Annotated in this window: 15 protein-coding genes and 1 pseudogene; 1 reads left to right on the top strand and 15 read right to left on the bottom strand. The window is 42.7% G+C overall.

The genetic code is table 11. The features are described from left to right. The 15 genes and pseudogenes from RCH62_RS07220 to RCH62_RS07290 form a co-directional block, all read right to left on the bottom strand. A pseudogene (locus tag RCH62_RS07220) lies at nucleotides 1-71 on the bottom strand (phosphoribosylanthranilate isomerase); the annotation flags it as partial. Beyond that, nucleotides 68-253: a hypothetical protein gene (locus RCH62_RS07225; protein ID WP_125330025.1), complete on the bottom strand. Its 186-nt coding sequence runs from the start codon at nucleotides 251-253 to the stop codon at nucleotides 68-70. The gene RCH62_RS07225 and the pseudogene RCH62_RS07220, both read right to left, overlap by 4 nt. 112 nt (nucleotides 254-365) lie before the next feature. Continuing rightward, complete coding sequence (locus RCH62_RS07230) at nucleotides 366-776, bottom strand: hypothetical protein (protein WP_125330026.1); 411 nt, start codon at nucleotides 774-776, stop codon at nucleotides 366-368. Between the two features lie 446 nt (nucleotides 777-1,222). After that, nucleotides 1,223-2,581 carry a 23S rRNA (uracil(1939)-C(5))-methyltransferase RlmD gene (gene rlmD / locus RCH62_RS07235; protein WP_306474919.1) on the bottom strand — a complete coding sequence of 453 codons (1,359 nt, stop codon included), beginning with the start codon at nucleotides 2,579-2,581 and terminating at the stop codon, nucleotides 1,223-1,225. 63 nt (nucleotides 2,582-2,644) lie between these two features. After that, nucleotides 2,645-3,970, bottom strand: a complete 1,326-nt coding sequence (locus RCH62_RS07240; protein ID WP_306474920.1) for an LCP family protein — start codon at nucleotides 3,968-3,970, stop codon at nucleotides 2,645-2,647. Further along, a complete protein-coding gene (gene pheA, locus RCH62_RS07245; RefSeq protein WP_306474921.1) occupies nucleotides 3,967-4,821 on the bottom strand; it encodes a prephenate dehydratase in 855 nt (284 codons plus the stop codon). The genes RCH62_RS07240 and pheA overlap by 4 nt, the downstream gene beginning before the upstream one ends. After that, on the bottom strand, nucleotides 4,812-5,297 hold the full coding sequence (locus tag RCH62_RS07250) for a shikimate kinase (RefSeq protein ID WP_306474922.1): 486 nt from the start codon (nucleotides 5,295-5,297) through the stop codon (nucleotides 4,812-4,814). The genes pheA and RCH62_RS07250 overlap by 10 nt, the downstream gene beginning before the upstream one ends. After that, nucleotides 5,290-6,573 carry a 3-phosphoshikimate 1-carboxyvinyltransferase gene (gene aroA, locus RCH62_RS07255; protein WP_306474923.1) on the bottom strand — a complete coding sequence of 428 codons (1,284 nt, stop codon included), beginning with the start codon at nucleotides 6,571-6,573 and terminating at the stop codon, nucleotides 5,290-5,292. The genes RCH62_RS07250 and aroA overlap by 8 nt, the downstream gene beginning before the upstream one ends. 117 nt (nucleotides 6,574-6,690) lie before the next feature. Further along, the gene (locus RCH62_RS07260; protein ID WP_061564079.1) at nucleotides 6,691-7,029 is read right to left on the bottom strand and encodes a YlbF/YmcA family competence regulator; all 339 of its coding nucleotides are present in this window, start codon (nucleotides 7,027-7,029) and stop codon (nucleotides 6,691-6,693) included. 99 nt (nucleotides 7,030-7,128) lie between these two features. Next, on the bottom strand, nucleotides 7,129-8,235 hold the full coding sequence (locus RCH62_RS07265) for a prephenate dehydrogenase (RefSeq protein WP_236127914.1): 1,107 nt from the start codon (nucleotides 8,233-8,235) through the stop codon (nucleotides 7,129-7,131). Nucleotides 8,236-8,247: 12 nt separating this feature from the next. Further along, nucleotides 8,248-9,414 (bottom strand): chorismate synthase, encoded by a 1,167-nt coding sequence (aroC, locus tag RCH62_RS07270; protein WP_306474924.1) that lies wholly within the window; start codon nucleotides 9,412-9,414, stop codon nucleotides 8,248-8,250. Nucleotides 9,415-9,434: 20 nt separating this feature from the next. Beyond that, nucleotides 9,435-10,499 (bottom strand): 3-dehydroquinate synthase, encoded by a 1,065-nt coding sequence (gene aroB, locus RCH62_RS07275; protein WP_306474925.1) that lies wholly within the window; start codon nucleotides 10,497-10,499, stop codon nucleotides 9,435-9,437. Between the two features lie 101 nt (nucleotides 10,500-10,600). Continuing rightward, entirely contained in the window at nucleotides 10,601-11,476 is an 876-nt protein-coding gene (gene aroE, locus RCH62_RS07280; RefSeq protein WP_306474926.1) for a shikimate dehydrogenase, read from the bottom strand. Next, entirely contained in the window at nucleotides 11,466-12,143 is a 678-nt protein-coding gene (gene aroD / locus RCH62_RS07285) for a type I 3-dehydroquinate dehydratase (RefSeq protein WP_048688131.1), read from the bottom strand. The genes aroE and aroD overlap by 11 nt, the downstream gene beginning before the upstream one ends. Beyond that, entirely contained in the window at nucleotides 12,143-13,303 is a 1,161-nt protein-coding gene (locus tag RCH62_RS07290) for a class I SAM-dependent rRNA methyltransferase (protein ID WP_129821984.1), read from the bottom strand. Before RCH62_RS07290 ends, aroD begins: the two co-directional genes overlap by 1 nt. Nucleotides 13,304-13,545: 242 nt before the next feature. Between RCH62_RS07290 and RCH62_RS07295 the strand changes: the two genes are divergently transcribed. Next, complete coding sequence (locus RCH62_RS07295; protein WP_306474927.1) at nucleotides 13,546-15,732, top strand: LTA synthase family protein; 2,187 nt, start codon at nucleotides 13,546-13,548, stop codon at nucleotides 15,730-15,732. Nucleotides 15,733-15,778: the final 46 nt, after the last annotated feature.

Here is a 15,778-nt window from a genome sequence, read left to right on the forward strand (position 1 = left end):
AGTGTCGGTGTAATTCCGACTCGATTTAAATGGAAACAAATGGTTTTAAATTCTTTAAATAAGATACTCATGTTAACTCTAAACCTTTCATATAAATGTTCGTTATTTCTATTTTATTACCTTGAACAAAATCATTTTCATTTTCTAGAGTATATCCAGTTATTTTAGATACAAAGTCTTTTCCATCTTCTAAAGAATCAAACACGACTAAATCTTTAGAATAATCATTTTGGTACAATTCCAATAGATACATCTTTCATTCTTCCAATATTTGAAAAACTAACCGATATTCTATGCAACTTACAACCTAATTATCTATCCTTAGTATACACATATATTTCATAACGAAGATAATTAAGTTTGGTTTATCCAGGATCTACATCTATAGAAGTTATTTTGTAACCATCCTCATTGTATAAAAATTCTAATTGTAGGGTTAAATCTACTAATTCAGAATTAGAGGTCATCTGATATTCAACAGCAAAACCAGTTTGATCATTAAATTCATAAACTTGTAGTTGAGAATACTCATAATTCGGATGGAAATTACATTCTACACCATATTCATCAATTTTATCAAAATCGTTTAATTGTAATGAATCGTCAATATATTCAAGCAACTCTCTTAAATCATCAACTTCTGAACCATCAACATTATCCATAATATCTCTATAATTATTTAGATGAATTGCTCTTAAAATCTTTTTTAGTACTTCAATTACTTTTTCTTCATTTTGGTAGTTCTCTTTGTACTCAAAATCATCGAATATTCCCATGATAATACTTCCTTTTCTAGTAGTTAATTTTAAAGCTTTTAAAGCTTATGTATAGTAAAAATGTTTCTCTAACAAGCTGACACACTCGGCAGTTCGGAATTACCGTATCATTTTGTCAGATTCCCTCCTCATTCTACGAGTCCTATCGCATGGGCAGATTATCTACTTCGTTGATGCCTCAGCTCGTACAAGCAGTGATACTGCCTCAACATGTGATGCGTTTGTGGACTCATTGAGGATTATTTGCGTTTTACTAACAAACTTACACACTCGGCGGTTCGGACTTACCGTATCATCTCGTCGGTGCCCCTCCTCATTCTACGAGTCCTATCGCATGGGCGGAACATCTCCTTCTACTTCGCTGATGCCTCAGCTCGTACAAGCAGTGATACCGCCACAACATGATGCGTTTGTGGACTCAAAAGGTTCGAAGAACCTTTTGAGGATTAGCTACGTTTCACTAACAAGCTTACACATTCGACGTGATGCGTCTGCGGGAAAAGATCCACCGGCTGGACTTTATTCAACTCGTAGCCCAACTCTTGGTAGAGTTTGATATCACGCGCCATGGTGGCGACGTTACAGGAGATATAGGCGATGCGTTCAGCTCCTGTTTGGGCGCTTGCTTTGATAAAGCTTTCGATCAAGCCCTTGCGTGGTGGGTCTACTAGGATAACAGTTGGTTGGATGCTTTCCTTAAGCCAATTTTTCATAGCATTTTCTGCTGTATCACAGACATAGTGGGCATTGGTGATGCCATTTAGACTAGCATTCTTCTGGCTATTCTCCACGGCTTCGGGGATGACCTCTACTCCATAGACTTCCTTAACATGCTTGGCAACGGACAAGCCAATGGTCCCAATTCCGGAATAGGCGTCAATCACGACATCTTCTGCTCTTAACTCCGCAAAGTCAATGGCTGTCTGATAGAGCTTCTCTGCCATTTCGGTATTGACCTGGTAAAAGGCTGGTCCTGAGATTTGGAAGCTATTGCCCAACATTTGATCCGTAATATAGTCTTGGCCATAAAGCGTACGCCATTCTTTTCCAAAAATGGCATTGGTATTCTGGTCATTAATATTTTGCATAACGGATTTGATGGCTGGGAATTGCTTGATCAACTGCTCAATCAACTGGTCCACACGGAACACCTTGGGACGAGTGGTCACCAAAATGACCATGATTTCCCCAGAATGATGCCCACGCCGAACGACAAAGTTACGAATCAGGCCAGACTGTTCCTGCTCATCATAAGGCTTGAGGTCAAACCGACGAATCAAATCTCGAAGAGCCAAGACCACTTGGTCAATGACTGGATCTTGGATATAGAAGTCTTCGATTGGCATCAAATCATGAGAGTTCTTCCGAAAGAAGCCTGTCTCTACCTGACCATTGACACGACGGACAGGGACTTGGGCCTTATTGCGGTATTGGACAGGATGGTCCATGCCCAAGGTCAAGGGCACTTCCATATCAGAGATTCCCGCCATCTTGTAAAGACTATCCTTGACCTGCTTAGCCTTGAACTTCAGTTGCTCGGGATAGGCCAAGTGCCCAAGGTCCGCAATACCTGTTCGCAAGTAAGCTAGATCAAGTTCCTCATTGCGGTGAGGCGATTTTTCTAGGTACTCCTCTACTTTTCCGTAGCCGATCTTCTTGTTGACCTTGAGCACGCGCATTCGGATGACTTCTCCAGGCAGAGCATTCTCCACAAAAAAGACCAGGCCATCGACCTTAGCCACTCCTGCTCCTTCATGGGTCAAATCGACAATCTCAACGTCTACAATTTCATTTTTCTTTAACATGGTGTTCAATCTTTCTACAAATTAAAAGGGATGGAGTTTTCAGACTCCTATCCCTTAATTATATCATCTTAAGCCCATTTGGGACAATTTCTTTTTATAAGCATCGAAATCGACCAGCAAGCCTTGTCCGCCATACATATCATAGGCATCGACCCAATCCCCATTTTCTGGGATGGTGATGCGTTCAATCCCCTTGCTGGCACTTCCAACTAAGCCAATCCCATTTGTCAATAGGAAGGAGAAGGGTACATTGGTAGAGGTCATAGCGAAGACCTTTCCTAGTGCTTCAGATCCAGTAAAAAGTTTGGTTGGATCCTTAATTTGGTGCACAATGGCAGACATGACTTCTTGTTGGCGTCTTGTCCGTCCAAAGTCGCCCTCATCATCTTTACGGAAACGAGAATAGTTGAGGAGGGTCCGGCCGTCCATCCGTTGTTTTCCGACCTTAATTGTCTGATTCGGAACGACCCCATCTTTCATATTCAAGTCGTCAGGAACTTCCACTTCAGAAACGGTTTCACCATCAATAGTAGAGAACTGAGCATTCATCTCCACCCCATTAGGGAAGAGGGTATCGATGGCTGTCGCAAAGGTTTGGAAATCTACCATGGCATAGTATTGGATATCAATGTCAAAGTTATCCTTAAGCATTTGACGGACCAACTCTGCCCCTTGGTTGTTATTCTGCTCTCCAATAGTAAAGGCCGTATTCAACTTCTGGTCATAATAATCTGGATATTCTGGATCTGTTTGCTGGCTCACGCCATCGATATGAACCAGAGTATCCCGCATGAAACTGACCAATTTCACCTTGCCGTCCTTGTTGTTGACATTGACGACCATGATGGAGTCCGTTCGAGTCTCAGACGAGCTTTCCCCGATCCGACCATCTGTACCCAAGATAAGAATATTGACTCCGTCTTTGGTCTTCTGGCCGTTAAAATATTCCTTAACAGCTGGTTGGGCATTGGTCCCACCGGGCTTGCTAGTCAACCCTTTAATAAACATAAAGACCATTCCACCAAGAACCAATAAGAAGAAGATGGCAATCCACTTTAAAATACGTTTAAAGCGGATCTTTCTTCCCTTATTACGTTTGGGAAGGGCTGCTCCTTCCTGTCGATTCTTTTTATTAGATTTGGTTTTATCCTTTCGGCTCCGTGATGGATAGACTGGTAATTCGTCAGAATTGTCTTCCCCTCTACTTGAAGGAGCAACAGACTCTTCTGCTCTTGATGAAACGGGATCGTCTTGGAATCGTCCCTCTGATTTATTTTTTAAGTACTTGTATTCCAACTGCTCTTTTTCATTCAGGTAATGGTAGTTGGAATAAAGATAATCCAATCTCTTTTGTTCATGATAGGATAGTTTTTCTGATTCTCTACTCATACGTTCTCCGTTTCATTGTCGTTTAGCACATAGACCCAATAGTGGCCCAAGGTTTTGATAGATGCTCCTAAGGATTCCAGTTCTTGATAGGCAGAAGCAAACAGGGATTCGTCAGCATCTACCACATCGATGATAAAAAAATATTCCCCTAGGGCCGTCTTCAATGGACGACTCTCAATTTTTGTTAAATTTAATTCTCTTGAAGCAAATGTAGATAGGGCCTGGCATAAGGAGCCCGCAATATTACTTGGTAAGGTAATAGCCAGACTATCCTTGCAGGCAACTTTCTTCAAGGAGCGACTGCCTTCAAAAGGGCGCTGACCAAGAATCCAAAAGCGGGTATAATTCTGATCCATCTCTTGAATATTACTGGCTACAACTTCCAGACCATATTCATCCTTGGCCTCAAGAGGCGCAATGGCTGCAATAGGTAGTTCCGGATGTTGTGAGACATATCGAGCTGCATAGGAAGTCGAAGTTGTCATCTCCAGTCTGGCTTGAGGGAAATGCTCTTGGACATAGGCTTTTCCTTGAGCTAAGGCCTGTGGATGAGAATAGATGACTTCAATGGCTTGATCCTGCTTAACGGCCAAGAGTTGTTGCTTAATGGGATAAACCACTTCTGCGATAGCCTGGAAACTGGCCTGGTGAAAGAGATAGTCAATCGTCTCATGAACACTTCCTTCGATAGAGTTTTCAACAGGGATGACTGCATAATCTACTTGATGGGATTCATAGGCTTTCATCACTTCAGTAATGGAGCCATAAGAGCACAATTCAGCCGCTTCAAAACTTTCCAGAGCTACATGATGGGTAAAAGATCCCTTAGGACCGAGATAAGCTACAAGCATCGAATCATCTCCACAATTTCTTCAGGTGTCTTATCAGCAACTTCTATCACATGGGTGCCTACTTCTTCATATAGGGGTAAGCGTTGCTCATACAAGGCACGAAACTCATCTTGCTTATTCGCAAGAAAGAGGGGGCGCTTAGTTGCAAGATCAGTGGCCAGTCTTTGATAAAGCCGATCAAAATCAATCCGTAAATAAATATTATAAGGATTCTTCTTGAGGAGCTCGCGATTTTCTGGCTTTAGGACAATCCCTCCACCAGTTGAAATGACCGAGCTCTCTTGATTGAGTAACTCTTGCAACAAAAGCGACTCTTGCTGGCGAAAAGATTCTTCTCCATAACGAGCAAAATAGTCAGAAATCGGCATTTCTAAGCGTTGAACTAGAAGTGCATCCATATCTGCAAAATCTGGGTCCAATAAAGAGCCAACGGTCGTTTTCCCTGCTCCCATAAAGCCCAGTAGTACTTTAGGCATGAGACACCTTTTCTAAATCTGCAAAGAAGGTAGGATAGCTGGTATTAATAGCTTCAGCACGCGCAAGCTCCACTTCACCTTCTCTTACAAGCAGGGCTGCAATAGCTCCCATCATACCGATCCGGTGGTCACCAAAGGTTTGCAGGCTTGCACCATGTAAGGGCGTTTTCCCCTCAATAATCATCCCATCCTCTGTTGGTGTGATGGTTGCTCCCATAGCATTTAGACTATCTGCCACTATTTGGATACGGTCCGTTTCCTTAACTTTCAATTCTTCAGCATCTTTGATAATGGTTTTCCCAGAAGCTTGGGTTGCCAAAAGAGCAATGATTGGAAGCTCATCAATCAAGCGAGGAATTAGATCACCCGAAATTTCAGTTCCATGGAGGTCTGAAGTCTCTACGACAAGGGTCGCAGCCTTAGCAAGGGGATCAACATCCAAGATTTGAAGCTTGCCTCCCATTTTTTCAATAACCTCTAGTATGCCTGTACGTGTCTCGTTAACCCCAACATTTTCAAGTCGAATCTTACTATTTGGGATAATCAAACCAGCCACCAACCAAAAGGCTGCACTGGAAATATCACCTGGTACAGTCACCTCACAGGCTTGAAAGCTTTGAGGCCCACGTAGGCAAATTTCTTTGCCCTTCACGCTGATCCGGCCACCAAACTGCTGAATCATATCTTCGGTGTGATTTCGTGTCAGTTCTTTCTCTAGAATGACTGACTCCCCTTCTGCTTGCATGGCAGCAAATAGAAGAGCCGACTTGACCTGAGCAGAGGCTACGGGTAATGAATAGTGGATTGGTTGTAAGTCTTTTGTTCCATGAAGATGAAGTGGCAACATGTCTCGCTCTGTTTGCCCCTGAACAGTTACTCCCATCTCTCGAAGAGGGATCGCCACCCGATCCATTGGTCTTTTTGATAAGCTGTCATCTCCAACCATGGTGACTGGAAAAGGACTTCCTGCTAAAACACCCGCTATCAATCGAGTAGAGGTACCTGAGTTTCCCATATCCAGATCATTCTTAGGTTGTTGAAAGGCTTCAAAACCTTTTCCCTCGATGGTGATCACTTGACCATCATCTTGGATAGAAACGCCTAGGTCCCTAAATACTTGAATAGTGGATAAGACATCTTCACCACGAAGGATATCATAGACCTTAGTGGTTCCATGCGCAAGGCTTCCAAAGATAATCGAACGATGACTGATCGATTTATCCCCCGGGACACGAATGATTCCATTTAAACCCTTACAATTCGTTTGTAATTTCATGGCTTACCCCTTCAAGCTTTTCTAAAAATTCTACCATAAAAAACAGCCATTTTCAACGTTCACTTGGAAGGTCCTCTAAGATGGGAGAGAAAAAGAGGTGGGCTCTCCACCTCTCCCTTATTTAAATAAATCTTGAACTGGATCAAAAATAATCCGTTCAATATCTCCTAGATAAACAGACAATTGCTGTTGTTTGGTGAAAAACTCATTAACAATTGGGTTTCCTTGTAACTTCCCAGCAAAGTCCTGCATTTTCTTTTGTTGGTCTTCAGTTGGCATTTGTCCAGACTGGATGACTCCATGAATTTCTTGTTGGAAAGCCAGGTAGTCTCCGAATAACGCTTTTGCATCGGCATCGGCATCAATGGCTTCCTTACTAGCAAGAACAGCCTTGTATTCTGGTAAGTCACGAATTCCACGTGACAATTCATTGGCTAGATCATAAATATTTGACATGTAATTTCTCCTTAACAATTTGGTTTTGTTCTATTATACAAAGATTCTGGTACATCTTGTGTTAGAAACTGCTATTTTTGTAAAAATCCTACTTAGGACCTATTTGATTACCACACTATAATCCGTTTGCTCGGTGATCAGGGCTTCAGCCCGCGCTTGATCTGCAGCCGTCTTAAAGGAAATCTGGAGAATCCCGTAGACATCTTCTCGGTTTTCCTCATTGATATGAATATTGACCAAGGAGGTACCACGAAGCAACTCCAGGATTCGAAGAATGACATCTTCTTCGTCTGGAACATCCACAAAAATATCGAAGGTGCTTTCCACCCCTCCTCTCTTATGGATCTGCATATGTTGCCGTTGCTCTCGACTATGGTCAAAGAAGGACCAAATCGCTTCTTCTTGTCCTTGGCGAATCATATCAGCAACTTGGTCAAGGCGAGCCTGAAAGTCTACTATCCGATCGAGAACAGCAGCTGGATTGGATAGCAAAATGGAGGTCCACATGCTGGGCTCACTCTCCGCAATCCGCGTCATATCACGAAATCCTCCTGCAGCAAAGCGACCTGCTAAGGCATGCTCTTTTGTATAAGCAGCTGCTTGTCCCATCAGGGTAGCTGCCAATACGTGAGGAAAGTGGCTGATTTGAGAAGTGACCCGATCGTGTTCTATTGGATCTACCTCGATGAAACGGGCTTTAAGCCCTGAGAGGAGATCCTTCAATTCCAAGACCGCACTGGGATCAGTCGCAGTTGTTGGCGTAAAAATGTAGTAGGCATTTTCAAAGAGAGTAGAGTCAGCTGACGCAGCTCCTGTCTTGTGACTCCCTGCCATGGGATGTCCGCCGACAAAACGGACTGGCAGATGATTAAAAACTTCTTGACCAGCTTCTACAATGGCCCCCTTGGTAGAGCCCACATCTGTCACAATGACTCCTTCTTTCAGTGGCATTCTCGCCAGTTGCTGAAAGGTTTGAATGGTTTGCTTGACAGGTAAGGAGACGATAATGACATCAGCTCGACTAGCAAATGCTTCAAGATCAGCCGTCACCTCATCCACTATGCCATTCTTAAGTGCAATATCCCGTGAGGCCTGACTGCGATTATAGCCTAGTAAAGTCACTTGCGGATGAGCTTTCCGGATCCCCATGGCTAACGAAGCACCAATCAGTCCTAGACCGACGATATAAACAACCTTTTCTTCCATCTATTTCTCCAGTTAGAAAGCTTTGGTATAGGCCCGATGACTCTCGACAGCCTCCTTCAATTCTTCCAGATTATCAGAAGAGAACTTGTCCAAGACTTCTGTGGCTAAAACCGTTGCCACCACAGCTTCCATGACAACCCCTGCAGCCGGAAGTGCTGTTGGATCACTCCGCTCTACCGTTGCCTTATACGGTTTGTGCGTTTCAGTATCGACACTCATGAGGGGTTTATAAAGGGTTGGGATTGGTTTCATAACACCACGGACGATAATCGGCTCTCCATTGGTCATACCGCCTTCAAATCCACCCAGATGATTGGTTCGACGAGTATACCCATCCTGCTCAGACCAGAGAATTTCGTCCATGACTTGACTGCCTTTTCGACGACCTGCTTCAAAGCCTAGCCCGAACTCTACACCTTTAAAGGCATTGATAGAGACAACCCCTTGAGCGATCTTGGCATCCAATTTCTTATCCCATTGGACAAAAGAACCCAGACCGACAGGCACACCACCTACAATCGTTTCGACGATCCCTCCGATGGTTTCCCCTTCTTTCTTCACGCTATCGATATAGGCCTTGATTTCCTCTTCTCGCTCTCGATTAACGATGGAAACTTCTGATTGAGCGACCGCTTCCTTGATTTGGGAAACTGTTAGATTTTCCGGAACCTCTACTTCGATGCCACCGAAATTGACGATATGGCTAGCTACTTGAACCCCAATCTCTTCCAATAGACGTTTGGCTACTGCACCAACTGCCACTCGCATGGTTGTTTCCCGAGCGGATGAGCGTTCCAAAGAATTTCGTAAGTCATCGAAACGGTACTTGATTCCGCCGACCAAATCAGCGTGGCCTGGACGAGGCTTGGTAATTTTCCGGAGCCCCTTCTTCTTTTCCTCCACATCACTGACAGACATGATCTCCAGCCATTTTTGATGGTCTAGATTGGTGACATTCAAAGTGATAGGACCTCCCATGGTCAAGCCATGGCGAACACCAGAGGTGATCTCGACTTGATCGCTTTCAATCTTCATCCGTGCTCCACGACCGTAGCCACCCTGGCGACGTTTTAGTTCGACGTTGATATAATCAGCTGTCAAAGGGAGCCCTGCTGGCACTCCTTCGATAATAGCTGTAAGTCGAGGTCCGTGTGATTCTCCTGCTGTTAAATAACGCATGGTATCTCCTTTGTCGCTTTCTAGTGTAAGAAGTCTCTCATTTCTTCCAACGGAACTGGATGGATTTGACAAGTCCCAATTTCAGGTACCAAAACGAGTTTCAATTGATTGCCCCTCGCCTTCTTGTCCAAGGTCAAGGCCTGATAAAGCTTTTCCTTATCCCAAGTATGGAATTCTACTGGTAAGCCAAATTTTTGACACATTTGGCAAATAGCCTGCGTTAAACCGGCTTGAACCAATCCCTTGGCTTCTGCAACCTTAGTAACTTGCACCATTCCTATCGCAACGGCTTCTCCGTGCATGACCTGGCCATAACCGGCTGTTGCTTCGATCGCATGACCAAGGGTATGACCGAAATTCAAATAAAGACGAATGCCCTGGTCTAACTCATCTTCGACGACCATCTTGCGCTTGACTTGACAGGAATGGGCAATCAGGGATTCTGCATGCTCATAAATAGACTCAATGGAGCCATCCATTTGATCCAGTTCTTCCCATAAGGCAGGATCTTCGATGAGACCGTACTTAATGACTTCCCCCATGCCCTCGATCAACTCGCGCTTGCCAAGAGTCCGCAGCACTTCAGGGTCAATCAATACCCCATCCGGTTGGGCAAAAGTTCCTACCATGTTCTTTGCATAGAGTGTATTGACTCCGGTCTTACCTCCGATAGAGGAGTCAACCTGAGCCGTCAAACTAGTCGGTACTTGGACGAAATGAATCCCCCGCATATAGGTGGAAGCCACAAAGCCTGCTAGATCACCGACAACACCACCCCCAAGAGCGAGAATGCCGTCTGATCGTGTCATCCCATTTTTCGCTAAAAATTCATAGACTTTCTGAACGGTCGTCAGATTTTTACTAGCTTCTCCTTCTAGGAACTCATAGCTAATCACTGTAAATCCTTCACTTTCAAGGCTTTTTACCACCTGACTTGCATAAAGAGACCCTACATGGTTGTCTGTTATGATTGCTACTTTTTGAGGTTCCCATAGATGACTGAGCCAGGTTCCAACCTTTTGGATCGCTCCATTCTCAATGACAATCTCATAACCATTCTTTGGTAGATCAACATTCACCTTCATGAGGATCTCCTTTCAAATCCATGTGAAAAAGATTACAATTTCACTATTGTATAAAAATAGAAAACAGAGCATACTTGATTAAGTTTTTCTGTTTTCTTCCATCATTTTTCTAAAACATAATCTGGGTATTCCAATTTCAACGCTTGCCAGACTTCCTCTTCCGGGAAAGTTTTATCCGTCATCAGTTCGAAGGCAACGGCAGCTTGATGGAAGAGCATTCCCAAGCCATTTAAGGTTTTTGCCCCTTGTTCTTCTGCTAATTGAAGAAATGGTGTCTTGGCAGGAAAATAAGCTAAATCAGCCACTAGACAACCTTTAGTAAAGATAAAGTCTTTCGGAATAGGGAGAGAAGACCCGTCCATTCCAAGTCCTGTAGCATTGATCAATAAATCCGTCCCCTCTATCGTTGCATTCAACTGATCCTGACTGGATAAGTCATGAAGGAAAATTGAAACATCAAGAGTTTCGGATAGTGGAGCAAAGATAGCCTGATACTTATCTAAACTTTCTGAACGAACAAATAAATGAATCTCGCCAACTCCTTGGCGAATAGCCTCTACAACAATAGCAGTCGCAGCCCCACCTGCTCCTAAAAGAACCATTTTTTTCTTGTCAATAGAAAAATTCTTAGGGAGACTCTTCAGAAAACCAAGTCCGTCTGTGTTGTATCCTGTTAAACGACCATCTTTCTGAACAATTGTATTGACCGAACCAATAAGTTGTGCGCTTCCATCTACCTGATCTAAAAATGGCAAGACCTTTTTCTTATAGGGCATGGAAATATTGGCCCCCAACATATCCAGTACTCGTAACTGTTGAAGACTTTGTGCAACTTCATCTTCTTCCACTTCCCAAGCAAGATAGACTGCATTGGTTGCGGTTAGTTGGTAAGCCTGATTGTGAATAAAGGGTGAGATACTATGACGAATGGGATTGGCAATCACGGCCGCCATTCGCGTATAGCCATCAATCTTCATCTAAGATCTCCCGAATCTTGTGCATGCTGGACAAGCTGATTTGACCTGGTGCACTTTGCTCTCCAACGCTAGCATAGGACCAAACAGAACCGGTTAAATCGGCAGCAATGCGAGAAATTCGGCCAATTTTCCCCATAGAAATGGTAACGAACTCTTGTTCTGGATTTAGGGTTTTAAAACCACGTGTATAGTTCATCAAATCGAGAACATCCTGCTCGGTATGAGCCATCACAGAGACCTTAACCAATTTCGGTGTAAAGCTGGTTAATTCTGACATAATCTCCATCATGTTTTCAGGGGTTTCCTGGAAATTATGGTAGCTTAAGCAAAGATTGGAATAATCCATCATCTGATTAAATTCGGCCTGATGACCAAAGTACTCAAAATCGACATAATCCGGATGGTAGATGTTGTTGATATCATGGATAAGAGCTACGTACTCTTCACCAGAAAGCTCAATTTCTCCTCCCTGCTCCCGGGTCCGTAGCGTAAATAAAATCTCACGACCTGCAAATTTTTCAAAGATGGCAGGCGCCACTTGTAAGATATCATTTTTGTCTAAATAATCCGCACGCCATTCAATCACATCTGCATCTTGATAACGACTGGCATCAATGGCCTGTGCTTCTTCAAAATTTCTTGGCATTACAGAAACGACTAATTTCATTAATCCACCCTAATCGTAAATACTTTTAAGTAATTACTACTTTCTTCTTTTTCGTTATATCGAAAATCAGCTGGAAGTCCGACCTCACTGATATACCGATGTTTCCGGCCTTTAAAGCCCTTTTCAATTTCTTTCTTAAATTTATCCCGACTGACATTTGCAGCATTCGTACTAGCAATCAAAATTCCTTTTGGTTTCAAGATTTCTAGGGACTGCTCGATTAGTTTGTGGTAATCCTTCGCAACTGAGAAGGTACGCTTCTTATTGCGAGCAAAACTCGGCGGATCTAAAACGATCACATCATAAGTCAAGCCATGACGCTTAGCATACTTATAATAATCAAAAACATCCATGACGATAAAGCGGTGCTGGTCCAATGCTAGACCATTTGCCACAAAATGAGCTTCAGATAGTTCACGACTCCGCTTAGCCAAATCAACAGAGGTTGTTTCTACTGCTCCTCCCATAGCCGCTGCTACCGAAAAAGCCGCTGTGTAAGAAAACATATTGAGCAAGCTTTTACCTGCAGCTAAGCCATCTACTAAGCTAGCACGCACATCGTGTTGGTCTAAGAAAATCCCTGTCATCAAGCCATCATTCAGAAAGACTTGGTAGCGAACACCATTTTCCAAAATCAAAAACTGCTCTGGAGCTTCTTGACCAAAAAGATGGGCTGACTCATAACCTGGATCCTTGAAACGGATTTTTTCATATCCTCCCAAGACCTCTGGAAAGACTTCTTGAAAAGCCGCAACAAGCAACTCTCTGATTTGATAAACAAAGGCATTGTAGATGGAAAAGACAGCATAATCTCCATAGAGATCAATGGTCAAGCCACCAAATCCGTCGCCTTCTTGATTAAAAATTCTAAAAGCTGTATCCAATTCCGACTGATAATAAGACTGGCGCTTGGACTTGGCCTTAGCAAATAGCTGACTAAAGTAAGCCTGATCCAAGGTGATTTTCTTGGTGGAAATGACCCAACCAAGACCCTTGTTTTGCTCTGAAAGATAGCCTGTCCCTAGAAAATGACCTGAAGCTGTGACCAGCTCAACCACCTCATTGTCAAAGGGGAGTTGACCAAAATCAATCTTCTCTAAAATCTTATAACCTTTATGGATTTTCTTCTCAACTTGTCGGTTAATTGTCAGCTTTTTCATACTCTCTATTGTATCAAAATTTTCAAAAATTCACAAAGTCTCCTACTTAAGAATCCTATTATCAAGGAAGTATTCACCATCTTTTTAAACAATCTCACTTCTTTTATTTAGCTAATGATCACCAATACCAACCATACTCTTTTTTAACATCATTATTTACTTGCTTTATTTCAAAACGTTTTAAATTATGGTATACTGTTGTAAGAAAATTTTTAGGAAATAAGGCAAGGAAGTATATTTTTGTGAAAAAAATTACCAAAACGATACTCGATGCTATGAGTACCAGACTAGGATTTGTCTTTACCCTACTGTTGCTTTATTGGTTTAAAACCATGTGGGCCTATGCAGTAGACTTTAATCTAGATATTCAAGGCTTTTATCAGGTTTTTCTTGCAGTGATTAACCCGATTCCACTCAGCCTCTTATTCATCGGTCTCGCTTTTTATATTAAGAGAACCAAACTCTTTTATTTGCTATCTTTTAGCATCTATGTCATTTTATTTATCTGGTTGATTTCCAACTCGATTTATTATCGTGAGTTTACTGACTTCGTAACGGTTAATACCATGCTGGCCTCTAGTAAGGTTTCCGCTGGTCTTGGAGCTGCAGCCTTAGAATTATTCCGTCCCTGGGATATTATCTATATTTTAGACTTCCCGATTCTAGCTTTCCTCTTCTTAAAGAAATTGGTCAAACTAGATCACCGTCCCTTTAACAAACGGGCAAGTTTTGCAGTGACTTCGCTCTCTGCTATGCTCTTCTCTGCCAACCTTTTCTTGGCAGAGATTGACCGTCCGGAATTGTTAACGCGTGGCTTCTCCAACTACTATGTAGTTCGTGCGCTTGGTTTACCTGCCTTTTTGGGTTACAGTGCCAACCAGACTTACATGGCCAATAAAGAACGCTCAAAGGCTTCTGAAGTTGACCTGAAACCGGTTGAAGAGTATGTTGCTAGCCATTATGCTCAACCAAACCCTGAAACCTTTGGACTTGCTAAAGGTCGTAATGTTATCTATATCCATTTGGAAAGCTTCCAACAATTCTTGATCGACTATAAATTGAAAGTCGATGGCAAAGAATACGAAGTGACCCCTTTTATCAACTCGCTCTACCATTCAAACGAAACCTTTGCATTTGCCAATGTCTTCAACCAGGTAAAAGCTGGTAAAACATCGGATGCAGAAACCATGATTGAGACTGGCTTGTTCGGTTTGAACCAAGGTTCCTTTATGGTGAACTACGGTGGGACCAATACCCAGCAAGCAGCTCCTTTCATTCTTTCTAAGAATGGCTACCAATCCAGTGCAGTTTTCCACGGAAATGCCGGAAGCTTCTGGAACCGTAATACAGCCTACAAACAATGGGGCTACCATTACTTCTTTGATGCCTCCTATTTTACCAAGCAAGATGATACAAACTCCTTCCAGTATGGACTTAATGATAAGATCATGTTGAAGGATTCTATCAAGTACTTGGAACACATGCAACAACCGTTTTATACTAAGTTCATTACCGTTTCTAACCACTATCCTTATACAACCAGTCTGATTGGTGACGAAATTGGCTTCCCTCTTGCAGAGACGCAAGATGAAACCATTAATGGCTATTTCGCAACAGCCAACTACTTGGATGCTTCCATCAAGGCCTTCTTCGATTATCTCAAAGCTTCTGGTCTTTATGAGAACTCCATTATTGTTCTGTACGGGGACCACTACGGTATTTCTAATTCTCGAAATCCAGCTCTGGCTCCTTTGCTAGATAAGAACTCTGAAACTTGGTCTAGTTATGACAATGCCATGTTGCAACGCGTACCGTATATGGTGGTCATTCCTGGTATGGACAAGGGGAAAGTGATTGAGACCTATGGTGGAGAGATTGATATTCTTCCAACATTAGAACACTTGTTAGGCATTGATTCTAAGAACTTCCTTCAAGTTGGTCAAGACTTGTTATCTCCAAATCATAGCCAAATCGTAGCTTTCCGTTCTGCTAACTACTTTGTGACTCCTGAGTATACAAGTTACAGTGGCCGGACCTATTACACCAAGACTGGTGAAGAAATCACCAATCCTGACGAATCAACGAAAGAGCAACTGGATAAAATCCGTGAGGCAGCGAATCTACAACTCAAGATTAGTGATAGTATCCAAACAGGAGACCTCTTACGATTCTATACAGGAAATGATCTTGGTAAAGTCAACCCGGATGACTACTCCTACAATAACTCGATGAAAGCATTGAAGAAAATTGAAAAAGAAAAAGGGGATGCCTCAACCAGCCTCTATAGCCAAAAAGGCAATCAGTCAACAGTGGATCTCTTCAAAGCGCCAAGCTATAAGGAACTCCACCCTGAACAGTTCAGTTCATCTTCTTCAAGTGAAGATTCCAGCTCAAGTAGTTCTAGCTCATCTTCATCAGAAAAAAAATGAGAGTGGGACAGAAATCGGTAATTCGTTAGAATTCGATTTCGTCGTC

Origin of the sequence: Streptococcus sp. (assembly GCF_030825805.1) — a bacterium.
Classification (GTDB): Bacteria; Bacillota; Bacilli; order Lactobacillales; family Streptococcaceae; genus Streptococcus.